The sequence below is a fragment of the Amycolatopsis sp. EV170708-02-1 genome, assembly GCF_022479115.1.
GTDB lineage: Bacteria > Actinomycetota > Actinomycetes > Mycobacteriales > Pseudonocardiaceae > Amycolatopsis.
This window is the reverse complement of record NZ_CP092497.1, coordinates 8,540,770-8,563,686: the sequence shown is the minus strand read 5'-3', so window position 1 is coordinate 8,563,686 and position 22,917 is coordinate 8,540,770. Positions and strand designations below refer to the sequence as shown.

The 22,917-nt window shown below is 67.6% G+C and carries 21 protein-coding genes; 14 read left to right on the top strand and 7 right to left on the bottom strand.

Features of this window, described 5'->3' with window-relative positions:
- Nucleotides 1–84: 84 nt before the first annotated feature.
- The 10 genes from MJQ72_RS39035 to MJQ72_RS38990 all read left to right on the top strand — a co-directional run bounded on the left by MJQ72_RS39035 (nt 85) and on the right by MJQ72_RS38990 (nt 12,445).
- Nucleotides 85–2,553, top strand: coding sequence for an NADH-quinone oxidoreductase subunit G (locus MJQ72_RS39035; RefSeq protein WP_240595951.1), 2,469 nt, complete (start codon nt 85–87; stop codon nt 2,551–2,553).
- 169 nt (nt 2,554–2,722) lie between these two features.
- Nucleotides 2,723–4,060 carry an NADH-quinone oxidoreductase subunit NuoH gene (gene nuoH, locus MJQ72_RS39030; protein ID WP_016330966.1) on the top strand — a complete coding sequence of 446 codons (1,338 nt, stop codon included), beginning with the start codon at nt 2,723–2,725 and terminating at the stop codon, nt 4,058–4,060.
- The gene (gene nuoI / locus MJQ72_RS39025) at nt 4,047–4,586 is read left to right on the top strand and encodes an NADH-quinone oxidoreductase subunit NuoI (protein ID WP_240595950.1); all 540 of its coding nucleotides are present in this window, start codon (nt 4,047–4,049) and stop codon (nt 4,584–4,586) included. Before nuoH ends, nuoI begins: the two co-directional genes overlap by 14 nt.
- Nucleotides 4,583–5,431 carry an NADH-quinone oxidoreductase subunit J gene (locus MJQ72_RS39020; protein WP_240595949.1) on the top strand — a complete coding sequence of 283 codons (849 nt, stop codon included), beginning with the start codon at nt 4,583–4,585 and terminating at the stop codon, nt 5,429–5,431. The genes nuoI and MJQ72_RS39020 overlap by 4 nt, the downstream gene beginning before the upstream one ends.
- Nucleotides 5,428–5,727, top strand: a complete 300-nt coding sequence (gene nuoK / locus MJQ72_RS39015; RefSeq protein WP_005151882.1) for an NADH-quinone oxidoreductase subunit NuoK — start codon at nt 5,428–5,430, stop codon at nt 5,725–5,727. Before MJQ72_RS39020 ends, nuoK begins: the two co-directional genes overlap by 4 nt.
- A 12-nt stretch (nt 5,728–5,739) precedes the next feature.
- Nucleotides 5,740–7,638, top strand: coding sequence for an NADH-quinone oxidoreductase subunit L (nuoL, locus tag MJQ72_RS39010; protein ID WP_240595948.1), 1,899 nt, complete (start codon nt 5,740–5,742; stop codon nt 7,636–7,638).
- Nucleotides 7,635–9,185 carry an NADH-quinone oxidoreductase subunit M gene (locus MJQ72_RS39005; protein WP_240595947.1) on the top strand — a complete coding sequence of 517 codons (1,551 nt, stop codon included), beginning with the start codon at nt 7,635–7,637 and terminating at the stop codon, nt 9,183–9,185. The genes nuoL and MJQ72_RS39005 overlap by 4 nt, the downstream gene beginning before the upstream one ends.
- Before the next feature lie 3 nt (nt 9,186–9,188).
- Nucleotides 9,189–10,754, top strand: a complete 1,566-nt coding sequence (gene nuoN, locus MJQ72_RS39000; RefSeq protein ID WP_240595946.1) for an NADH-quinone oxidoreductase subunit NuoN — start codon at nt 9,189–9,191, stop codon at nt 10,752–10,754.
- A gap of 96 nt (nt 10,755–10,850) precedes the next feature.
- Nucleotides 10,851–11,636 (top strand): alpha/beta fold hydrolase, encoded by a 786-nt coding sequence (locus tag MJQ72_RS38995; RefSeq protein WP_240595945.1) that lies wholly within the window; start codon nt 10,851–10,853, stop codon nt 11,634–11,636.
- Between the two features lie 32 nt (nt 11,637–11,668).
- The gene (locus MJQ72_RS38990) at nt 11,669–12,445 is read left to right on the top strand and encodes a helix-turn-helix transcriptional regulator (protein ID WP_240595944.1); all 777 of its coding nucleotides are present in this window, start codon (nt 11,669–11,671) and stop codon (nt 12,443–12,445) included.
- Here the strand turns inward: MJQ72_RS38990 and MJQ72_RS38985 are convergent.
- The 4 genes from MJQ72_RS38985 to MJQ72_RS38970 form a co-directional block, all read right to left on the bottom strand.
- A complete protein-coding gene (locus MJQ72_RS38985) occupies nt 12,398–13,147 on the bottom strand; it encodes an ESX secretion-associated protein EspG (protein WP_240595943.1) in 750 nt (249 codons plus the stop codon). The genes MJQ72_RS38990 and MJQ72_RS38985 overlap by 48 nt on opposite strands.
- Nucleotides 13,148–13,177: 30 nt before the next feature.
- Complete coding sequence (locus MJQ72_RS38980; RefSeq protein ID WP_240595942.1) at nt 13,178–13,405, bottom strand: hypothetical protein; 228 nt, start codon at nt 13,403–13,405, stop codon at nt 13,178–13,180.
- A gap of 1,063 nt (nt 13,406–14,468) precedes the next feature.
- Entirely contained in the window at nt 14,469–15,083 is a 615-nt protein-coding gene (locus MJQ72_RS38975; RefSeq protein WP_240595941.1) for a DUF3558 domain-containing protein, read from the bottom strand.
- Nucleotides 15,083–15,505 carry a hypothetical protein gene (locus tag MJQ72_RS38970; RefSeq protein WP_240595940.1) on the bottom strand — a complete coding sequence of 141 codons (423 nt, stop codon included), beginning with the start codon at nt 15,503–15,505 and terminating at the stop codon, nt 15,083–15,085. The genes MJQ72_RS38975 and MJQ72_RS38970 overlap by 1 nt, the downstream gene beginning before the upstream one ends.
- A gap of 371 nt (nt 15,506–15,876) precedes the next feature.
- Here MJQ72_RS38970 and MJQ72_RS38965 point away from each other — a divergent pair, with 371 nt between their 5' ends.
- Genes MJQ72_RS38965 through MJQ72_RS38955 form a run of 3 tightly spaced genes read left to right on the top strand, consistent with a single transcriptional unit; the run spans nt 15,877 to nt 18,904 of the window.
- Nucleotides 15,877–16,953, top strand: a complete 1,077-nt coding sequence (locus MJQ72_RS38965) for a hypothetical protein (protein WP_240595939.1) — start codon at nt 15,877–15,879, stop codon at nt 16,951–16,953.
- 26 nt (nt 16,954–16,979) lie between these two features.
- Entirely contained in the window at nt 16,980–18,167 is a 1,188-nt protein-coding gene (locus MJQ72_RS38960; protein ID WP_240595938.1) for an AAA family ATPase, read from the top strand.
- Nucleotides 18,164–18,904 carry an HNH endonuclease gene (locus MJQ72_RS38955; RefSeq protein WP_240595937.1) on the top strand — a complete coding sequence of 247 codons (741 nt, stop codon included), beginning with the start codon at nt 18,164–18,166 and terminating at the stop codon, nt 18,902–18,904. Before MJQ72_RS38960 ends, MJQ72_RS38955 begins: the two co-directional genes overlap by 4 nt.
- Here the strand turns inward: MJQ72_RS38955 and MJQ72_RS38950 are convergent.
- Nucleotides 18,880–19,515 carry an SRPBCC family protein gene (locus MJQ72_RS38950; RefSeq protein ID WP_240595936.1) on the bottom strand — a complete coding sequence of 212 codons (636 nt, stop codon included), beginning with the start codon at nt 19,513–19,515 and terminating at the stop codon, nt 18,880–18,882. The genes MJQ72_RS38955 and MJQ72_RS38950 overlap by 25 nt on opposite strands.
- Nucleotides 19,516–19,627: 112 nt before the next feature.
- Nucleotides 19,628–20,287, bottom strand: coding sequence for a hypothetical protein (locus MJQ72_RS38945; protein ID WP_240595935.1), 660 nt, complete (start codon nt 20,285–20,287; stop codon nt 19,628–19,630).
- A gap of 179 nt (nt 20,288–20,466) precedes the next feature.
- On the opposite strand from MJQ72_RS38945, the gene MJQ72_RS38940 reads away from it, so the two are divergent.
- The gene (locus MJQ72_RS38940; RefSeq protein ID WP_240595934.1) at nt 20,467–20,772 is read left to right on the top strand and encodes a DUF6204 family protein; all 306 of its coding nucleotides are present in this window, start codon (nt 20,467–20,469) and stop codon (nt 20,770–20,772) included.
- Here the strand turns inward: MJQ72_RS38940 and MJQ72_RS38935 are convergent.
- Entirely contained in the window at nt 20,753–22,849 is a 2,097-nt protein-coding gene (locus MJQ72_RS38935; RefSeq protein WP_240595933.1) for a DEAD/DEAH box helicase, read from the bottom strand. The two genes, MJQ72_RS38940 and MJQ72_RS38935, sit on opposite strands and share 20 nt — an antisense overlap.
- Between the last annotated feature and the right edge of the window lie 68 nt (nt 22,850–22,917).

Below are 22,917 nucleotides of genomic sequence, written 5' to 3'. Positions count from 1 at the left end.
TTTCCCCGCATCTCATGCGACGAAAGCGTCCTTCACCTCATCTCACGCGGGGAAAGTCCCCTTCAGCTCTCCCGGAGGGCAGGCATGACGATCGCACCCGACAAGCCGGGAACGTCCACAGAGGACACTCCGGTCCCCGAAGGCCACGTCAAGCTGGTCATCGACGGTGAAGAGGTCATCGCCCCCAAGGGCGAGCTGCTGATCCGCACCGCCGAACGGCTCGGCACGGTCATCCCGCGCTTCTGCGACCACCCGCTGCTCGACCCGGCCGGCGCCTGCCGCCAGTGTCTGGTCGAGGTCGAAATGGGCGGCCGCCCGATGCCGAAGCCGCAGGCCTCGTGCACCATGACGGTCGCCGACGGCATGGTCGTGAAGACCCAGCTGACCTCGGCCGTCGCGGACAAGGCCCAGCAGGGTGTGATGGAGCTGCTGCTCATCAACCACCCGCTGGACTGCCCGATCTGCGACAAGGGCGGCGAATGCCCGTTGCAGAACCAGGCGCTCGCGCACGGCCGCGCGGACTCCCGTTTCGTCGACACGAAGCGGACGTTCCCGAAGCCGCTGCCGATCTCCTCGCAGGTGCTGCTGGACCGCGAGCGTTGCGTGCTCTGCCAGCGCTGCACCCGGTTCTCCCGTGAGATCGCCGGTGACCCGTTCATCGAGCTGCTGGAGCGCGGCGCCCACCAGCAGATCGGCACCGCCGAGACCGCGGACGTGCTGGACCTGGCTTCCCGGACGACGTCGGGCCAGCCGTTCCAGTCGTACTTCTCCGGCAACGTCATCCAGATCTGCCCGGTCGGCGCGCTGACGTCGGCCGCGTACCGGTTCCGTTCGCGGCCGTTCGACCTGGTGTCTTCGCCGAGTGTGTGCGAGCACTGCTCGTCCGGCTGCGCCGAGCGGACCGACTTCCGCCGCGGCAAGGTCATGCGGAAGCTCGCGGGCGACGACCCCGAGGTCAACGAAGAGTGGATCTGCGACAAGGGCCGGTTCGCGTTCCGTTACTCGACCGCCGACGACCGCATCCGCCGTCCGCTGGTCCGCAACGCCGACGGCGTGCTCGAAGAGGCTTCCTGGACCGACGCGCTGCGCGCGGCCGCGGCTGGGCTCGCCAAGGCACGCGACGGCAAGGGCGCCGCGGTGCTCACCGGTGGCCGCCTGACCGTCGAGGACGCCTACGCGTACTCGAAGTTCGCGCGGATCGCCTTGGGCACCAACGACATCGACTTCCGGGCCCGCCCGCACTCGGCCGAGGAGCTGGGCTTCCTCGCGTCGCACGTGGTCGGGACGACGCCGGAAAGCGGCGTCACCTTCCGCGAGATCGAGCGGGCGCGCACGGTGCTGTGCGTCGCGTTCGAGCCGGAGGACGAAGCGCCGATCGTGTTCCTGCGGCTGCGCAAGGCGGCCCGCAAGAACCGCACCCGCGTCGTCCACTTGGGACAGTGGACCACCTCGTCGGTCCGCAAGACCTTCGGTGAACTGCTGGCCTGCGCGCCGGGCTCCGAGGCCGCCGCGATCGACGGCATCGCGCAGCACGCGCAGGACGTCGACCAGGCATTGGCCTCGGAAGGAGCGGTGATCCTCGTCGGCGAGCGTGCCGCCGAGGTGCCGGGTCTCTTCTCGGCCCTGCACCGGCTGGTCGAGCGCACCGGCGCCCGGCTCGCGTGGATCCCGCGTCGCGCGGGTGAACGCGGTGCCCTGGCGGCGGGCGCGGCGCCGACGTTGCTGCCCGGCGGCCGCTCGATCGCCGACGCCGAGGCACGCGCCGAAGTCGAAAAGGCTTGGGGCGTCACACTTCCCGCCACTGAAGGCCGTGACACCGCCGCGATCCTCAAGGCGGCTTCGGGCCAGGACATCGACGGCCTCCTGGTCGGCGGCGTCGACCCGGACGACCTGCCGGATCCCGACCTGGCCCGCCGCGCGCTCGAGAACGCGAAGTTCGTGGTGAGCCTGGAACTGCGGCACAGCGGGGTCACCGAGCACGCGGACGTCGTCCTCCCGATCGCCCCGGCGGTCGAGAAGGCGGGCAGCTACCTGAACTGGGAAGGCCGCCGCCGCGAGTTCGCCGTCACGCTCGAAGGCACCGGCGCCCTGCCGGACTGCCGGGTGCTCGACACCCTCGCCGTCGAGATGGACGCGGACCTGTTCACCCAGACGCCGGCCGCCTCGGCCGCCGATCTGGCCAAGCTGCCCGGCAAGACCGAGCCCGCGGCCTTCGAGCCGGTGGCGGCCGCCGCCGCGAGCGCGGGGAACGGCAAGGCCCTCCTCGCCACCTGGCGGCAGCTGATCGACAACGGTTCGCTGCAGGACGGCGAGCCGCACCTCAAGGGCACGCAGCGCGAGGTCGTCGCCAAGCTCTCGGCGAAGACCGCCGAAGGCCTGGGCGGCAGCGTCAAGGTCTCCACCGAACGCGGTTCCATCACGTTGCCGATCGAGGTCGCGGACCTGCCGGACGGCGTCGTGTGGCTCCCGGGCAACTCCGACGGCTCGGCCGTCCGCGCCGCACTCGCGGCCGGACACGGCTCGGCCGTCACCCTCACCGGGGTGGAGGCGTGAGTTCGATGTTGTTGAGCCTTGGCGACCGAGCACGACGCCGCGCCCCGGCCGAAGGCCCCGCTATCGCGGCGGCAGGGCGCCCTGACTCGTCAGCTGTGCCGGGCTCGCCAGAGTGTGCCCTGGCGACGCGATCGCGGTCGCGCGGCTTTGAAGAATGCCGAGGTGAGAAGTGACTCCGTTGCTCAGCCAGATGCCGGACGCCGCCGAGCGGGCGGCGCTGCTGGCGGACGACCCGTTGTGGCTGGTCCTGCTCAAGACGGTCGTCATCCTGCTGATCGGCCCGATCCTGACGATCTTCCTGATCGTCTGGGAGCGCAAGGCCGTCGGCCGGATGCAGAACCGTCCCGGCCCGAACCGGGTCGGCCCTGGCGGCTACCTGCAATCCCTCGCGGACGCGATCAAGCTGCCGTTCAAGGAACAGATCATCCCGGACACCGCCGACCGCAAGGTGTACTTCCTCGCCCCGGTGATCTCCGCGGTGCCGGCGCTGATCGCGCTGGCGGCGATCCCGTTCGGCCCGGTGGTCTCGATCTTCGGTGAGCGGACCGTGCTCCAGCTGGTCGACCTGCCGGTCGGCGTGCTGGTGATCCTGGCCTGCTCCTCGATCGGCGTGTACGGCCTGGTGCTGGCCGGCTGGTCGTCCGGCTCGCCGTATCCGCTGCTTGGTGGCCTGCGGAGCGCGGCTCAGGTGATCTCCTACGAGATCGCGATGGGTCTGTCGATCGTCGGCGTGATCCTCTACTCGGGCTCGATGTCCACCTCGGCGATCGTCGACTCGCAGCAGACCGGTTGGTACTTCTACCTGCTGCTGCCGAGTTTCGTGATCTACCTGATCTCCATGGTCGGCGAGACCAACCGCGCGCCGTTCGACCTCCCCGAGGCCGAATCCGAGCTGGTCGGCGGTTTCCACACCGAGTACAGCTCGATGAAGTTCGCGATGTTCTTCCTCGCCGAGTACGTCAACATGGTGATCGTTTCGGCGTTCGCGACCACGTTGTTCCTCGGCGGCTGGAAGTTCCCGTTCGTCGGCGCGGACCACGCGCTGAACCAGGGCTGGCTCCCGCTGATCTGGTTCACCGCCAAGCTGTTCATCCTGCTGTTCGGCTTCATCTGGCTGCGCGGCACGCTGCCGCGGCTGCGGTACGACCAGTTCATGCGGCTGGGCTGGAAGGTCCTGGTGCCGGTCAACCTGGTCTGGATCGTCGTGATCGTCACGGTCCGCGCGATCAAGAACTCGGGTGGCCTGTCCACCCCGCAGATCCTCATCGGCGGCGGCGCGCTCATCCTCGTCGTCGTCATCCTGAGCCTGCTGCTGCCGGACAAGAAGGTCCCGGAAGACGACTACGTCCCGGTGACCGGCGGCGGATTCCCCGTGCCGCCGCTCGACCTGCAGGTCCCGGAGAAGACCCCGCGTCAGAAGGCCCTCGCGAAGGCCGAAGCCCGGGCTGCCAAACGCAAGCCCGCGGCGGTTTCCAGTGGAAGGGAGGCCGGCGATGGGGATGTTTGATCCCATCAAGGGTTTCGGTGTCACCTTCGGCATGATGTTCAAGAAGGTCGCCACCGAGGAGTACCCGGAGGCGGGCGCCCCCGCGGCTCCGCGGTATCACGGCAGGCACCAGCTCAACCGGCATCCGGACGGGCTGGAGAAATGCGTCGGCTGCGAGCTGTGCGCGTGGGCCTGCCCGGCGGACGCGATCTTCGTCGAAGGCGGCGACAACACCGAAGAGGCGCGCTACTCGCCCGGTGAGCGGTACGGCGCCGACTACCAGATCAACTACCTGCGCTGCATCGGCTGCGGGTTGTGCGTCGAGGCCTGCCCGACCCGGTCCCTGACGATGATCAACTTCTACGAGCTGGCCGACGACGACCGGCAGCGGTTGATCTACACCAAGGAAGACCTCCTCGCGCCGCTCCTGCCCGGCATGGAGCAGCCGCCGCACCCGATGCGGCTGGGCGAGAACGAGCAGGACTACTACGTCAACGGCCCGGAACTCGCACGGCAGCCGGCTGAGCCGAAGGAGCCGGTCAAGTGATCACGGCTCTTCTCGCGCAGGCGCCGGACGTTTCGGCGGGCATCACCACCGGCGAGACCATCGCGTTCTGGGTGCTCGGCCCGCTCGCGCTGCTCGGCGGGCTCGGCATGATCTTCTCCCGCAACGCCGTGCACTCGGCGCTGTGGCTGGTCCTCACGATGCTGTGCCTCGGCGCGCTGTACATGATCCAGCAGGCGCCGTTCCTCGGCTTCACGCAGATCATCGTCTACACCGGCGCGATCATGATGCTGTTCCTGTTCGTGCTGATGCTGGTCGGCCGGGAGAGTTCCGACTCGGTCGTCGAAGTGCTGCGCGGGCAGCGGGTCATGGCGACCCTGCTCGGCATCGGCGTCGGCGGGCTGCTCGCCGCGGGCCTCGCCCGCGCGCTGGCCAACGTCACCCCGGCGCTGCCGCGCGACCCGGCGAACCTCGACGGTGGCGGCCCGGGCGGGCTGGGACGGCTCATCTTCACCAAGTACCTGTTCCCGTTCGAGCTCACCTCGGCGCTGCTGATCACCGCCGCGCTCGGCGCGATGGTGCTCGCGTTCACCGACCGGCACGCCAAGGGCGGCAAGAAGAACCAGAAGGAACTCGTCGTCGACCGGTTCACCGGCAAGCACGACCGGCCTTCGCCGCTGCCCGGCCCGGGTGTCTTCGCCACGGCCAACTCGGTCGCCACCCCGGCATTGCTGCCCGACGGTTCGATCGCCAGGGAGTCGCTCTCGGAGATCATCGAGTCGACTTCGGCCGCCCAGCTGGAAACCGAGCGGAAGCAGGTCGCCGGATCGGAAGAAGGCCCGGACGCCCACGCGCTCGTAGGTAAGAAAGAAGGGGACGAGGAATGACCCCGACGTACTACCTGCTCCTGTCCGCGCTGCTGTTCGCCATCGGCGCGGTCGGGGTGCTGGTGCGCCGCAACGCGATCGTCGTGTTCATGTGCATCGAGCTGATGCTGAACGCGGCGAACCTGTCCCTGGTCACGTTCGCCCGGATCAACGGGTCGCTGGACGGCCAGGTGATGGCGTTCTTCGTGATGGTCGTCGCCGCCGCGGAGGTCGTGGTGGGGCTCGCGATCATCATGGCGATCTTCCGCACCCGGCGCTCGGCCTCGGTCGACGACACCAACCTGCTGAAGTACTAGGGAGCACCGAGAGTGACCGCATCATCGTGGCTGCTGGTGGCCTTCCCGGCTCTCGGCGCCCTCATTCTTTTGCTGGCGGGTAAGCGGGCCAGGGGCTGGGGACACCTCCTCGGCAGCGCGACCGTCTCACTGTCCTTCGTGTACGGCCTGATCCTGTTCTTCACGGCCGACACCAAGGCCACCGCGGACGTCAAGCTGTTCTCGTGGATCCCGGTTTCGGCGCTACAGGTCGACTTCGGGCTTCGCATCGACGCGCTGTCGCTGACGTTCGTGCTGCTGATCACCGGCGTCGGCATGCTGATCCACTTCTACTCGATCGGCTACATGTCCGAGGACCGCGACCGGTCGAGGTTCTTCGCGTACCTCAACCTGTTCGTCGCCTCGATGCTGATCCTGGTGCTGGGCAACAGCTTCGTGACGCTGTACCTCGGCTGGGAGGGCGTGGGTCTCGCGTCGTACCTGCTCATCGGCTGGTACCAGGACCGCCCGTCCGCGGCCACCGCGGCGAAGAAGGCGTTCCTGATGAACCGCGTCGGTGACGTCGGGCTGGCGCTGGCGATCTTCCTGATGTTCAAGTACGTCGGGAGCACCGGCTACGCCGAGGTCTTCGGCGCCGTCGGCCAGATCCCGACCGGTGCGGTCACCGCGATCGCGATCCTGCTGCTGCTGGGCGCCTGTGGTAAATCCGGTCAGTTCCCGCTCCAGGCCTGGCTTCCCGACGCGATGGAGGGCCCGACCCCGGTCTCGGCCCTCATCCACGCGGCGACGATGGTCACCGCCGGCGTCTACCTGGTCGCCCGCGCGCACGAGATCTTCAACGCCACCGCGGACGGCCGTCTGATCGTCACCCTCGTCGGCACGGTCACGCTGCTGATCGGGTGCATCATCGGCTGCGCCTACGACGACATCAAGAAGGTCCTGGCGTACTCGACGGTCAGCCAGATCGGTTACATGATGCTGGCCGTCGGTCTCGGCCCGATCGCCTACGCGCTCGGCATCATGCACCTGGTGGCGCACGGTTTCTTCAAGGCCGGGCTGTTCCTCGGGGCCGGTTCGGTCATGCACGCCATGAACGACGAGGTCGACATGCGGAAGTTCGGCGGGCTGCGCAAGCACCTGCCGGTCACCTTCTGGACCTTCGCGCTGGGCTACCTGGCGCTGATCGGCATCCCGCCGCTCTCGGGCTTCTTCACCAAGGACGCGATCATCGAAGCGGCGCTGTCGCAGGGCGGCTGGCGCGGCTGGGTGATGGGCGGCGCGGCACTGCTCGGCGCCGGGCTCACCGCGTTCTACATGACCCGCCTGATGGTGATGACCTTCTTCGGCAAGGAACGCTGGAAGGAGATCAAGAGCAGCGACGGCCGCGACTTCCACCCGCACGAGTCTCCCGCGGTGATGAAGTGGCCGATGATCATCCTGGCGATCGGCTCGATCGGCGCCGGTGCGTTCTTCGCCCTCGGCGACCGGTTCGCCGAATGGCTTTCGCCGGTGGTCGGCCCGCTTGAGGAGGGTGGCCACAGTGTCATCCCGCACGCGCTGGTCCCGATCCTCACCGTGGCGCTATCGGTGCTCGGCGCGGCGGCGGCTTGGCTCTTCGTCGGCCGTAAGGACGTTCCGGTGGAACGCCCCGAGCGGGTCTCCGCCGTGGTCAAGGCCGCGCGCAACGACCTGTACGGCAACACCCTGAACGAGACGCTGGTCGCCCGCCCGGGCACCTGGCTCGCCAGGGCGCTGGTCTACGTGGACAACCGCGGCGTCGACGGCGCCGTCAACGGGATCGCGGCCGCGCTCGGCGGCGGATCCGGGCGCCTGCGCCGCCTGCAGACCGGCTTCGTCCGCTCGTACGCACTGTCCATGCTGGGCGGCACATTCCTGCTTCTGGCGGCACTTCTGCTGGTGAGGTTCGCATGACCTGGGTACTCGCAACCATCCTGCTGCCGCTCGTCGGCGCCGCGGTCGTCGCGGGGATGAAGAAGAACGACAGGCTGGCGACGCTCACCGCGCTCGTGGTGTCGCTCCTGACGTTCCTGCTGGTGATCCCGATGTGGGCGAGCTACACGCCTTCGGGGGACCGCATCCAGCAGAAGTCCTCGATGGACTGGATCCCGAACTTCGGCATCCACATCTCGTTCGGCATCGACGGCATCGCGCTGGTGATGATCGCGGTCATCGGCCTGCTGGTGCCGATCGTGGTCGGCGCGCTGGGCCTCACCGACAAGCTCCCGGCCGGGCGCTCGGCGGGCGGGTTCCTGTCGCTGATCCTGGTGCAGGAGGCGCTGACCATCGCGGTGTTCGCCGCGACCGACGTCTTCCTGTTCTACGTGCTGTTCGAGATCATGCTGATCCCGATGTACTTCCTGATCGGCGGCTACGGCGGCGCGAACCGGCAGTACGCGGCGGTCAAGTTCTTCCTGTACTCGTTCCTCGGCGGCCTGATCATGCTGGCCTCGGCGATCGGGGCGTACTCGCTGGCGTCGGACAAGCTCGGCAAGGGCAGCTTCGACTGGGAAACCCTCGTCACGGTCGTCCGCGACGCCCCGCTGGGCACGCAGATCTGGCTGTTCCTCGGGTTCTTCCTCGCGTTCGCGATCAAGGCCCCGCTGGTGCCGTTCCACACCTGGCTGCCGGACGCCGCGGGACAGGCGCCCATCGGCGTCGCGGTCCTGCTGGTCGGTGTGCTGGACAAGGTCGGCACCTTCGGGTTCCTGCGCTACTGCCTCCCGATGTTCCCGGACGCCAGCAAGGAACTCGCGCCCTGGGTGCTGGTGCTCGCCGTCGCGGGTGTCCTTTACGGATCGATCCTCGCGGCCGGGCAACGCGACATGAAGCGCTTCATCGCCTACGTGTCGATCGCCCACTTCGGCTTCATCGCGCTGGGCATCTTCACCTTCAACGAGCAGGCGATGGTCGGCTCGGTGTCGTACATGCTCAACCACAGTCTCGCCACCGGCATGCTGATCGTGGTCGTCGGCCTGATCGTGATGCGCGGCGGATCCACCAGGATCTCCGACTACGGCGGCATGGCCAAGGTGACCCCGCTGCTCGGCGGGATGCTGCTCATCGCCGGTCTGTCCACTTTGTCCCTGCCCGGCACGAACTCCTTCATCAGTGAGTTCCTCGTGCTGCTGGGGTCCTTTGTGGACTACCCGGTGTACACGATCATCGCGACGGTCGGCATGGTGCTGGCCGCGGCGTACGTGCTCTGGCTCTACCAGCGCGTCATGCAGGGGCCCGTCCGCGGTGATGCCCTGATCGGCGCCGGCGGCGGGCCCGGCACGGCGATGGCTCCGGAACTCGGGGCCACCAAGGCCATCAAGGACCTCGGCGGCAAGGAGATCGCGATCCTGGCGCCGATGGTCGTGCTGATCATCGCGCTCGGGTTCTATCCCAAGCCGGTGCTCGACACGATCACCCCGTCGGTGCAGGCGACGATGTCGTCCGTGCAGGGAGGCAAGTAAACCGTGCTCTTCTTGACTCAGGCGCCACTGGTGCAGGTGCCGTCGATCGACTACTTCGCCGTCACGCCGATCCTGATCATCCTCGGGGCCGCGTGTGTCAGCGTGCTGCTCGAAGCCTTCTTGCCCAAGCACATGCGGTGGCCTTCGCAGGTCTTCCTGTCCCTGGTCGGGATCGGGGCGGCAGGTGTCTTCCTCGCCTGGTACGCCAGCACTTCCGCGCCGAAGGGCGGCGTCACGACCTTCAGCGGCGCCATCGCCGTCGACCGGCCGTCGCTGTTCCTGTGGGGCACGCTGCTGGCGCTCGCGCTGGGCGCGCTGCTGCTGATCGCGGACCGCTCGGTCGAGCCGGGCGGCGCGTTCGTCGCGCAGGCCGGTATCCGCCCGGGCACGGTCCAGGACCGCGCGCAGGTCGGCACCACCGGCATGCAGACCGAGGTCTTCCCGCTGACGCTGTTCGCGCTCGGCGGCATGATGGCGTTCGTCGCGGCCAACGACCTGCTCACCATGTTCATCGCGCTCGAAGTGCTGAGCCTGCCGCTGTACCTGATGTGCGGTCTCGCCCGCCGTCGCCGCCTGCTCTCGCAGGAGTCGGCGGTCAAGTACTTCCTGCTCGGCGCGTTCTCGTCGGCGTTCTTCCTCTACGGTCTCGCGCTTCTCTACGGCTACGCGAACTCCGTGAAGCTGTCCGACATCGCCAACGCCGCCGCCGGTTCGGACCGGTCGGACACGCTGCTGTTCGCCGGGCTCGGGCTGCTCGCGGTCGGCCTCCTGTTCAAGGGTTCGGTCGGCCCGTTCCACACCTGGACCCCGGACGTCTACCAGGGCGCGCCGACGCCGGTCACCGCGTTCATGGGCGCCTGCACCAAGGTCGCCGCGTTCGGCGGGATCCTGCGGGTGTTCCAGGTGGCGTTCGAGTCGACCAGCTGGGAATGGCGCGGCGTGCTCTGGGCCGTCGCGATCATCTCGATGCTGATCGGCGCGGTGCTGGGCCTGACGCAGACCGACGTGAAGCGCATGATCGCCTACTCGTCCATCGCGCACGCCGGGTTCCTGCTCGTGGGTGCGATCGCGATGACCGAGGAAGGCCTGTCGAGCACGCTGTTCTACCTGCTGGCCTACGGCTTCACCACGCTCGCGGCGTTCGGTGTCGTCTCGCTGGTGCGGGACTCGAACGGTGAAGCGACGCACCTGTCCGCCTGGGCGGGCTTGGCGAAACGTTCTCCGGTACTGGCGGGCGTGTTCACCTTCCTGCTGCTCGCGCTGGCCGGTATCCCGCTGACCAGTGGCTTCGTCGGCAAGTTCGTGGTGTTCTCGGCGGCCCTGTCCGACGGGATGGCGCCGCTGGTCGTCGTCGCCCTGATCTTCAGCGCCGTCGCCGCGTTCTTCTACCTGCGGGTGATCGTGCTGATGTACTTCTCCGAGCCGGCGCCCGACGGCCCGACCGTCACCGTGCCCGGCGCGTTCACCACCACGGCGATCACGCTCGGCGTCATCGTCACCCTGGTGCTCGGGCTGCTCCCGGCATTCGCCCTCGACTGGGCGGGCTCCGGCGGTTTCGCCCTCAAGTAGTCCCGGTTCGCGAAAGGCCCCTCGCTGTCGTGAGGGGGCCTTTTCGTGTCAGGACGACGTCAGAGCAGTGTCAGGCCGGACCTCGATAGTTCCCTCATGACTTCCTCTTCCTGGACCGGGATGATCCCGGTCGAAGACACCGCCCTGGCCGTCACCGACACCGGCGGCTCCGGTATCCCGGTCGTGTACCTCAACGGCCAGTTCGCGACCCAGGGCTACTGGCGGCGGGTCCTCGCCGACCTGGGCCCGGATTTCCGCCACATCACCTACGACGAGCGGGCACGCGGCAAGTCGAAGCGTTCGGCCGACTACTCCATGGAGGCCGCCGTCCGCGACGTCGACGCCGTCCTCGCGGCGCGCGGAGTGGAGCGGGCCGTCGTGGTGGGCTGGTCCTACGGCGCGGTCGTCGCGGCGCACTGGGTCGCCCGGAACCCGGAGCGGACCATCGGCGCGGTGCTCGTCGACGGCGCCTTCCCGTACGACTGGCTGGACGACGCCATGGAACAGCGGATCCGGAAGATGTTCAAGCGGCTGAACCTCGTCATGCCGCTGCTGCGCCCGACCGGCCTGACACCGCGGATGACCGCCGCTCAGCAGGCGGAGAGCAACATCGAACTCGGCAAGCTCTCGAGGGAAGCGGAACTGGGTCCGGTGCTCGACCGGGTGAAGGTGCCGATGCGATACGTGCTCGCGTCGGGAACCTCCTTCGGCAGCAAGGGCGACGAACAGGAACAGATCCGCGCCGGGCTCGACGCGGTGACCGCCCGCAACCCGAACATCAAGGTGAGCGCGAAGGTCGAGAGCAACCACGGAGCGCTGCTGAAGAAGGACTTCCCCGCGATCTCCGAGGCTGTTCGTGAGGTCGCCCGGCTCGGGGAATGACTTGCCAGCGCGCATCGGGCAGGTTGCTCGCGATGCCGAAGCCGAAGCCCGCACCCCAGGCGAGAGCCCTCGCCGAGGCACTGCGAGTCGCACGGAAGGCCGCCAAGCTGGCCGCGACCGAAGTGGCCGACAAACTGGCGTGGTCCCAGTCGACGATCAGCCGGGTCGAAACCGGCCTGCGCGCGGCGTCCGCCGAGGAGGTGTCCGCGCTGCTCGCCGTCTATCAAGTCACGGGGGAGCGTCGAGAGGTACTGCTCTCGTTGGCTCGCGACAGCGGACCGTGGTGGTTCGCTGACGTGGCCCTGCAGAGGAGAACCCTTGCGCAGTACGAAAAGGAGGCCACCAAGATCATCGCGTTCGGAGCCACGCTCCTCCCCGAGCTGCTCCGAACACCTTCCTACGCGAGGGCCGTTGGCGCTTCCGGCGCGGTGCTGGGGCAGAAGAGGCTTGTCGCTTACATCGACGAAGCGGTGCTGCGGCGCCAGGTCGGCGGGCCGCAAGTGATGACGAATCAGCTCCGGCATCTCATCGCGCTGGCCGAACGGCCCACCGTCGAACTCCGGGTCATCCCTTTCGCCGCCGGGGCGTACTCCGGCGGCGACTACGTTCTGCTGGAATTCGGTCCTGCGCGGCCGTTGGTCTACTTGAAACATCGGGGCACCGGCCTGTTCCTGCACCGGCCCGGCGATGTCGCACCCTACGTTCAGTCCACTATGGACACCATCGCGCTGGACCCGGTGCGGTCGGTGCGCCTGATCGAGTCAGTGGTCGAGGCTCGCACGCAGCGCGGCGACCTTTTGCGCCAGTAACGCGGGTTCGCCGGGGAGGACGGTGATGTACCGGTTCCGGGGAGCGCCGCTCACATGCATGGCCACCCTTCCGGCGTCGAGATCGAGATAGGTCAGGCCGTCCGTGGCCTCCGTGCGTCTTCCCCCGTCAGGACGCATGGCCGCGACGAAGAACCCGACACCGAAGTAGGGCTGCTCGAAGACCTCGTCCAGCTGCCGTGCTTCCCGGCTTCGAGACGCGGGCTCGTCGTAGAGGCCGTCCCCGCCGTCGCCGTTGAAATCGTCCTGGGGCAAGGAGAATGGGGAGAATCGCGCGGGCGGATACTCGGGCAGGTTCATCACGAGCGCCGCCGCGCGGTCGGACGTCCGCACGCCTTTCAGCCACACGCGGCTTCCTTCGCAGATCGCGGTGACCGCGGCGCGCCCGCGCACGGCGACAAGCACGCTGTACTGCTCCGCCTCGGTGCGGACCGTCGCGTAGTACTCGGTGTTCGGCCGGTCGAGAATATGCAGGACGTCTTCGAAGTCGCTGGTCAGCCGTTTGCCCTCGGTGAACCCGAGCCCGCCGAGCTCCTCGAACGCCGCCCGGTCTTCGCCGTTTCGCGACGACGGCGGGATGTACCGCAGCCCGCCCGCGAAGATCAGATGCGGATCGCCGCAACCGGCGTGACGGAACGCGGTCAACAGTGTGTCGAGCGTGATCTCGACCGGGCGCGCGAGCACCACGTGCCTCCCTCCCCTGGGACTGTGGTGCTACTTCTTCTTCTCGCCGATCACCGGCGGCATCGGCTTCTCGATGTAGCCGCCGAAGGTTTCGTCGGGGTCCGGGTTCTGGAGGTACGCCGGAGCCTTCTTCTCCTTGTCCTCCTCGCCCTTCCCGCGGGCGGCGCCGGGCGCCATCGGCATCCCGTTCGCTCCGCCACGACCGGCGGCCCCAGCCGACCCCGCCGTGCCACGGCCGCCCATGCCTTCGCCGGGCATCCCGGCACCGCTTCGGCCACCCAGGCCAGGCTGCTGCCCTGTCCCGCCGGGCCTGCCTGTCGCGCCGGGGCCGCCCGTTGTGCCGGGGCCGCCTGCGGTGCCGGGGCCGCCTGGCGGCCTGCCTCCGGGGCCGTAGACGCCGGGCCCGCTCGTCCCGGGTCCGTACCCGGGTGGGAAGGCGCCAGGCGTGTTGTAGGTGGGGTTCGGCTTGCCGGTGGGCCCGAAGTCGAGGTTCGCCGCCGGCGGTACGACCGGCGTCGTCTGGGGCGGCGTGTACGAATTCGCGCGGGTCCCGTCGTCCGGCAGCTGATGGCCAGGATGGTGCGTGCCCGGGTACTGGCCAGGCTGGGGGCCTTGTCCGGGCTGAGGGCCGCTGTCCGGCGCTGGCCCGCTGGGCCAACTCGGCGTGCTGGGTCCGCTCGGTCCACTGGGTCCGCTCGGTCCTCGGTAGGGCTCGCCGGTGCCGTGCTCGCGTCCGTCGGAGCCGTCGCCGAATCCCTTTGCCGCGGGCTTCCCTGCGCCGCCCTCGTCCAGGGTGACGCTGCCGCCGGGGTCGGTGAGCTGCGCGTACTGGGCGGGCAGCTGATCACCGTTGGCGGTGCTGGCGGAGTGGTAGGACGCGAAGGTGTCGATGTTGTGCTGGCTGTCGGCCTGATACCCCTTGACCCGGTCCCAGTAGCCGAAGGTGCCGCCGCCCCCATCAGGGCCTTGACGTCCTCGGCAGTCGGTGCGGGCTGCTCGGGCGGCACCGGTTTGACAGAGTTCTTTGCCGTGCCGAACGCGCCCATCTGGCTCATGATCGAGTTCTGCGCGATCGACACATGCATCGCGTCGTCCGCGGCGGCATCGACGAGTGGCCGTGTCGCGGCGACAGCCGCATCGCTCGCGCCACCCTGCCAGCCACTGGCGGTCTTCTGGCTGAGAGCCGTGATCCGCTGCAAGCGCTCTGAGTGTCTGGAAGCCAGGTTGTAGGCACTTTGCTGAGCTTCGGATAGCGATCCGGGGCCTTCGCCACCCGTGATCTGTTCGTAGATCTGGGTGGCGGTGAGCGGTCCTGCCGACATCAGTTGCCCCCTCGGATGGTGGCCAGCACCCGGATCGCGGCTTCCCGTGCGACGTCGCACGGGTCTTTCTTTCCGACGTTGGCCTCGGACTGCTCCGCGGCAATGCCGATGGTCTCTGTGTCACTGGTCCCCAACGCCGCCGAGCATCGGCCCATGGACCGCTCGTCCGTGATGCCGTATGCGGTCAGCGGGTAGCCGTCAACGGGCTTGAGCGGCTCCACGAGCCGATAAGATTTACCCTTGGCCGCGTAAATCTTTGCAGTGCCGCTGTCCTGCGTATTGGTGAAGACCACACTGATCAACGGCCGGGTCGTCGAGGGGATGACCCACGTGCATGCAGGCCCTGCCGCGCCATCCCGTGCTTGGCCATCCGGCGTTGCGCCCAGGAGGTCCCCGACCTGCGGTTTGGTGAGGGCGCTGCAAGGTGCTTGCTTGAACCTTGCCAGGTCGATGGGACTTTCGACCTTGGGTATCTCAGGAGGCGCAGTGGCCGGGGCTGACGGGCTAGGACTTACTCCGCCGCTGGTGGGTGCAGCTGTGCCATCGGTAGCAGGGGGAGAGCAAGCGCAGACCGTAAGCGCGACCGCGCCGACTATGAGAACTGTTCGACGCATCAGGCGATGCCTTTCGGCTGTTGGTTGACGACTGTGGTGGCGTGTTCTTCCGCGGTGGCGTACCTGCCGAGCGCGGTCACGTACTTGTTCGCCATGTTCTCGCAGTAGGCGATGCGCTGGTTGAGGGCTGCGACGAGCGCGTCTCCGGAGTGCCGGGTTATCAACGCGTTGTCGCCGCTCGCATACTCGAGCCCTGGAGGCTGAGCAAAGGCGATCCTGTTCGCGTCGATCAGGTCGTTCTTGTACTCCACTGCCAGGTTGCGCCACTCCGCCACCAGCTCATGCAGGGTTGCCTCGTCGTACTTGAACCCCGCGCCTTCCGCGACAGGCGTCCCATAGGAGCCGCCGGTAGGCGGGGCCTTGCAGACCGAGCCCGGGTCGAAGCCGGGTTGGTAGACCGGAGACCCCTCAGGCACGGCCATGCACCCCCATAGCGCCGAACCGTTCCCCGCTGAATGGCCGAAGCCGCCCCGAAGTCACCGTCGTCATGTGCCCCTCCCGTGGCTACAAGGCGCGTCTCCCCGATGCACCCTGCGTAATCCGACGCCGGGAAGATTACCAGGGTTCCCCGGCCGGTGAACCCGGCTGCATAAAGCCGCGTTCCCTGCTGAATAGCCGAGATGAACTCGGTGACTATCCGTGAAAACCGATCGTGTGAATGCGCCTCGGGAAACGGCGTTCCACCTGGTAGGCGAGGCGACAAATTTGCATACTCTGCGTAATGAAGTTTCGAAGAGTGATTCTCGGCGCAGTACTCCTCGGCCTGTTGACGTCTTGTACGGAATCCGTGGGTATGCCCCCTTCGCCACCGCAGTTTCCGAAATGGCAGCCGAAGCAACCGCGTCCTGCGGATCGTGACGAAGAGGCCGTCGGTGCGGCGATCGCGGCGCTTGACTTCTGCGCCCTGATCGACCAGGCCGCCTACGACCGCCGGAAGGGCGGCGACCCCCGTCCTGTCACGCGCGAGCCCAAGGTGAAGTACGGCAGGAAGATGTGCACCCTCGTCCGCGATGGTTACGAGCCCCTCATCTACGCCGAGGACGTGGACCCGGGTCACCTGGTTCTCACCCGGGTCAATGGAGCCGTGATCGATCTCGGCGGAGTGAAGGGCTACCAGGTCGAGACCCGGCGCGAGGGAAGGCTGGACGGCTGCGCGATCACAGTGCCCTTGAGCTTCGAGCGCGCTGTCAGGTTCGAACTCGGGATGACCCGCAGCAAGGACTGCGAACTCCTCCGCGACTTCGCCACCGCGGGCGCCGCGAAACTGCCCCGCGACCTCGTCTATCCACCGGACGGTCAGGACAGTGCCCGGGTCGGGACCTGCGCGGACTGGGTCGCCACCAACAAGGGCGAGACCTGCGACCCGGCGGTCGAGGTCGAAGTGCCGACCGGCGCCGAGAACATCATCGCTGCCGGCGCCGCCGACCCGAACGTCGAATGCGCGGTGTTCCGTGACGCGATCAAGATGGCGTTCGGCCCGGATTTCGCGCCGATCGCCACGCCGGGATCGTGCTACTTCGTCGAGCCGAAACACCGGCTGCAGATCGAGGCCGGAGCCACCGCGAACGGCGGCGCGCCGGGGGAGTGGCACGCTGATCCGAACAAGACCTACAAAGACCACCAGCTGATCACGTTCGGCGAGAGCCCTGGGGTCACGTTCCGTACGCAGGACGACCGCGAATTCGCCCTTTACGCCTCACCGCTCGGGAACCTCGACGTCCGCGGGCATGTCCGGCTGCGGATTACGCCCGAACAAGAGAGAGGGATCGAAGACTGGGACCGCTCGAAGGTCGTTTCGGACCTGGACGTCGGCAAGGCGCTCGCTGTGATGGATTTCGTGATGGCGACCCACTTTCGGGGGCCCAGGTGACCCCCACGCCGTCGTAAGCTCTCCCCATGTACATCGAGCGGGTCCGGCTGGAGAACATCCGCGGCTTCAGCGGCGCCCGCGCCGTCGACCTGCGGCTGCCCGGCCCCGGCTGGGTGGTCCTCGCGGGGCGCAACGGCTCCGGCAAGACCTCGCTCCTGCGCGCCATCGCGGTCGCGGCGGCGCCGGACGTCGCGTGGGGCCTGTTGTCGGACGCCGGCAGCTGGATCTCGACGGACCAGACGTCCGGGTCGATCGAGCTTTCGGTGATGCGCGAGGAGGGTCCGGCGCCGGTCGAGGTCCGCTGGCTCGACTCCGGTCTGCTCCCGATCTCCGGACTTCCCCCTGGCCAGCCGTTCTGCGCGGCGTACGGGCCGTTCCGGCGGCTCGCGGGCGGCAGCGGCGAGGCCGAGTCGTGGATGCGCGGTGCGGGCTCGCTGGCGCGGATGGCCAGCCTGTTCCATGAAGACGCCTCGCTCGCCGAGGGGGTCACCTGGCTGATCAATCAGCATCTCCGTGCCCTGGAAGGAAAAGCGGGCGCACGTGAGCTGAAGGACAAGGCGCTGGAGATCCTCGGCGACGGTCTCCTGCCCGGCGGCTACCGGATCCGGGACGTCGATTCGGACGGGCTCTGGGTCGAATACCGGGGCGACCGGTTCCCGCTGCGCGAGATGAGCGACGGCTACCGCACGGTGACCGCGCTCGTGGTCGACCTGCTCAAGCAACTCGACGGAGCGGGCCTCGACCACGAGAGCCCCGGCGTCGTGATCATCGACGAGGTGGACGCGCATCTCCACGTGTCGTGGCAGAAACGCATGGGGTCGTGGTTCAAGGCGCATTTCCCGCGGATCCAGTTCATCGTCACCACGCACAGCCCCTACGTCTGCCAGGCCGCCGACCCGGGCGGCCTCATCCGGCTTTCGGGGCCCGACGAGGACGTCCCGCCGCGCGTGGTTTCCGAGGAGCTGTACGAGCGAGTCGTCTTCGGCTCCGGCGACGACGCAGTGCTGTCCGACCTTTTCGGCTTGGACACGCCGTATTCGCCGCAGGCGGTCGAACTGCGGGAGCATCTCGCCGAGCTCGAATTCCAGGTGGCTTCCGGCCGGGCGGACGCGAACGGTGTCCGGGAATGGGAACGCCTGCGCGGCATGCTGAGCAGTTCACCGCCGAGCCGGGTCGACGAGGTGGCCAGGCGGTTCGAGGCCGACGATCGGTGATCGGGATCCGCCGGATCGCGCTGCCGGGGCAGGTGGTGGCCGATCTCGAAGAGCTGACCGCGCGGATCCCTCCCGGTGACACGAAAGAAGCCCGGCGACTCTGGCGCGTTTCCCGTGCCGTACGGCGTTCTTTGCGGGCCGGACTGGACGTCATGGCCGCCGGCCGCGGCTACTGCATGTACTGCGGCGACGGCCTCGGGTCCACTGTGGACCACTTCGAGCCGATCGCGAGGAACCCGGGCCGCGCCTTCGACTGGCTCAATCACGTGCTCGCTTGCGAATACTGCAACAGCCACCACAAACGCGACCTGTTCCCGGTGGATGACGACGGCAACAGCCTGCTCGTCGACCCGACCGCCGAAGATCCGCTGGAGCACCTGTTCCTGGTGCTGTCGATCGGGACCTATCGCGCGCTGACCGTGAAGGGCGAGCAGACCATCAAGGTGTGCGGGCTGAATCGCGCGCAATTGGCGCGGGGACGGGAAACCGCGGTCAACCAGGTGAGCGCGCTCGTCGTGGGCTGGTGGGCCGCGCGCGAACTGGGGGACGAGGTGAAGCGGCGCGCGATGGTCTGGACCCTGCTCGACCAGCCGCACGCCGACGTCCTCCACGCGATGCTCCGCCAGGCGGGGATGCCGGGAGCCCGCGCCGTGTTCCGGGCGGACGACGAGCTCATCGGCCTGCTTCGCGCCCCGGAACTCGCCGAAGACCTTCAGCTCTCCGGCGGCGTGGTGTAGGCGGCCAAGGTCGCGTCGGCGCGCGTGCGGGCGGTGGCGGCGTCCGTGCCGTTGGCGACGTCGGCCTGGTACCAGGCCTCGTTGCTCAACGTCATGAACCGCACGCCTTCTTCGCTGGTCATCCAGGCCATGGCCGCCTCGGGATCGGCGGCTTCGCCGGACTCGAGGTGGAGCGCGAGCCCGTTCAGCATCATGTCCCAGCCGATGCCCACCGCACCCGGCCCGAACTGGTTCCAGTGCTCGTTCGGCACGGCGGTGTGGTCGAGCTCGAACCGGGTGCGCCCGTCGGCTTCGGGGCTCAGCCGGAGCTCGATCCAGCTGACGTCGCCGCCGTACTCCCAGGTCGCCGCGAAGCTCTTCGGAGGGTCGCAACGCTCGATCGTCCCACCGGCGTTGCCTTCGAGCTGGTACTTGCCGCCGACGCGCAGATCGCCGCTGACCGGCAGGAACCAGCGCGGGATCCGGTCGGGATTGGTGCAGGCGTCCCAGAGGTCGTCGAGGCCGGTGTCGTAGACCTGGCTGACCGTCGCCGTCACCGCCTCGCCCGCTTCGATCACGCGCTTGCCCAGTTTGCGCTGGACGGAGTCGATCTGGCTGGTCACGTCGACCATCGGTGCCCTCCTCTGCTCGGCTGCCGCCAAGATATCAGCAGAAGCTTATATAAGCCAGAATGGAAAAGGGGCGCCCGGCAGGTTCCGGACGCCCCTTTCCCGGCGGGATGGTTTACGGGGTGGGGGAGCAGGCCGTGCGCCCGACGACTACTTCCCCGGTGATGTTCGAGCCGGGGGCGAACTTGATCCGCAGCATGGTCAGCCCGATGCTGCCGTCGCCCGGCAAGGTCTGTTCGTTGAAGATCGCCTCGGCGAGCAGCGTGCCGTTGGACTTGGTGATCGGCTTGACGTAGCCGACCGGCACCGGCGACGGCAAGGTGCCGAGCCCGGTCGCGCCGCCGTAGGTCCAGCTCGCGTTCGTGCTGGTCTGGGTCGCCGTGCAGCTGACCGAGTAGGACCTGATCTTGATCCGCGGCCCGCTCGACGAGACCAGCGCCGACAGCTCGAAGTTCTGCCCCTTGGCCTCCGACTTCGTCGTGGTCACGTCGTTCTCGGGGTCGACGACCGTGGTCGTGCACGTCGTGGTGCCGCCACCGAACGTGATCCCGGTCCTGGTCACGACCCCGGAAGAGTTGCTCGTCGGTCCCTCGACCGCGCAGTCGGCGAGCGAGGCGATCGAGATCGGCGCCGAGGTTCCCTTGGTGAAGGCGGCGGAGCCCAGTGAGGCCACGCCCGCGGGGTTCGACGCGGCCGCCGGGGTCACCCCGGCGCTGAGACCTGCCAGCAGCAGGGCGCCGACAAGGCCTGCCCGGCTTGCGATGGTGATGCGCATTCCACGTCCTCCTCACGTGACGGAGAGCGAGCCGGTTGGCCGTTCTTCCTTTGTCATCACTATCTGCGTGTCGGATTCGCCCGTTGCGCGCGTGACGGTCGTTTCACTCGACCGTGGATCATGGGCACCCGTTGGATATTCGGATTCGTATCCAGATACAGGTCTGTATATTCGGACGTATGCCGACCTATCGCGTCCTCGTCAACGGCAAGTTCGACCGTCCCGACGCCGACACCCGCGCCCGGCTCCTCGCGGAGTTGAACGACCATAAGGCGATCGGGTTCACCGAGGACGGCCTGCTCACCTACAGCGCGCACCTCGGCGCGTTCACGTTCCGCATCACGCTGAGGGGCGAGGAAGAGCGCGACGTGCTCGACGAAGCCGAGCTGAAGGTCATGGAACTGCTGGACGCCAAGGGCTATCCGTACCGTGACGTCGCGGGCAAGGCGACCTGCATGGACGACATCAAGATCCGCCGCCGCTAGACCAAGTATCCGGAATGAAGGGGCTCGGCTCGCCGACGTAGGAGACATAGAGCATGTCCCGCTGCCTGGTCGTCGCTACGAACAGCAGACAGCGCTCCCTCTGGGTGTCCTGTTCATGCGCCGCCGGATCGTCGTCCGCCGACGTAACGGCTGCTGGTAGCGGCACCGTGTCGTGATCGACACCGACCACGGCACCGCACCTGAACTCGAGCCCCTTCATCCCGTGCATGGTTTCGACGCGTACTTCGTCGATTCCAGCGTCCTTGAGGGCCTCACGCACCTCTTGTGCTGCGGCTTGGGTCCTGGTGGCCACTCCGATGGAATTCGGCTCGATGCCATCTTGCAGCCATTGCCGGACTTGTTCCGTCAGCCCGGTGAGCTCCGACCTCCGGTCAGGGAATCGGCGTGGGTTTGGTCGGCGGCCATGCAGCTGTGAGCGGTATCCGGTCAGGCCGTCAGGCTCGTCGTCAAGGCCGGTGGCCGGGGTCTTGTCGAGCACTCGCCGTGCCCAGTCCAGGATTTCCTGAGTTGTCCGGTAGCTGACGACGAGACGTTTGCTGCGTCCACGGACCTTGATGCCGAGGCTGTTCAGTGAGACGCGGTTGTCGTAGATCCGCTGGTTGGGATCACTGACGATGAACAGGTCGTCGGGCTGGCTGGGGACCAGTTGGCGCAGTAGTCGCCACTGGCTCGGGTGGAGATCCTGCCCCTCGTCTACTAGGACATGCCGGTAGTGAGTGCGCCGCTCGGTCGTCAGGATTCGAGTCGCGTCGGCGACGATCTGGGTATGTGTCCGCTGACCTTTCTCCTTCAGTCGATCCAAGAAGTAGGAGATGCCCGCCCATACCGTCTCGCGTGGAACACGTAGCCTGCCACGTCCGCGACGCTCACAGGCGAGGTACGACCCGCGATCGGGCAGGTCCTGAGCGACGACAACCTGTTCCCACTCGCTCTCGAGGAACTTCGCCGACACCGCGTCTTCTACGTGCCGGGACGCGGCTTGCCAGAGCCGATTCTTCTCCCAGCCGTCGATGATCTTGGGGTGTGCGCGTTCGTGACGACGGACGATCTGATACGCCTCGCTGTTGACGGTCGACACGCGAATCCGAGACAGGAGTTTCTGGTCCTCGACCAGAAGTCCGAGCTGCTCCCGCAGCGCGTCCGCGAGGTTGTTCGTGTAGGTGGTGACCAAGATGTCGGTCGAGTTGCCGGCGTGCAACCTCCGGGCCAGGAACGCGGCCCGGTGCACGAGGGCCACGGTCTTGCCGGTACCGGCGCCACCGGTTACCAAGGCCGGACCAGAGAACATCGAGCGGTAGGCCACGTTCTCCTGGCGAAAATGCAGGTAGGTGCGCCACAGCGCGAAGGGATTGGCCAGCATGTCCGCGAGTTCTTCCGGCCCGGAGACGGTCGTGAACTTGTCCGGCATTCGTTCGATAGCCGCGGCGAGATCCGTTGTGTCGATCTCGGCGGCAGGCTTGTCGTTGAATCGACGGTCGCACAGCAATTGCCAGGTTTCGTCCGCGGTGTACCCCATTGCCAAGGTTTCAAGTGCTTCGTACTGCGCCTCGGGCAACAGGTTGGCCAGCGGGGCGAGGTGTGCGTCCGACACCATCACCCGGACCAGCGGAAGGATCTGGGCATCGATACCGAGCTTGATCAGCTCTTTGTCTTTGACGTGTCCGAACAAGCGCTCGGGGGCTGTGGAGGCGTCAGCCCGGAGAACTGGCTCGAAATGCTCGAGCGCGGTCTGATCTCTGGTTTCGAGTACGCCGAACGCCTCGTTCACCGTGAACACTTTGCCGACCGCGTAGCGAATCGCCTCGTCGTGTCGCAACACGGCGAGGAGGACGTAGGTGTCGCCAGAGTCGGGCGCGAGGACCACGCCGCGCCAGAAATCGTTGATCCTGATCGTGCGGATCCGCGGATCCCGCGCACCTTGGAGCTTTTCGAGATGGATTCCGGCGTGAGTGTGCTCATTGAAGGTCGACAGGGCGTTTCGCACACCGGTTTGGACGGATCTCTCCAACTTGGCGTAGTTCTTCAGAAAGTCCGCGGCGATCGACAGACTTGGCACCTTGCCCCCTCGGCTCGGTAACGCTCCCAGTGCAGGCTACGACTGTTCGGTCACGCATGGTATCCAAG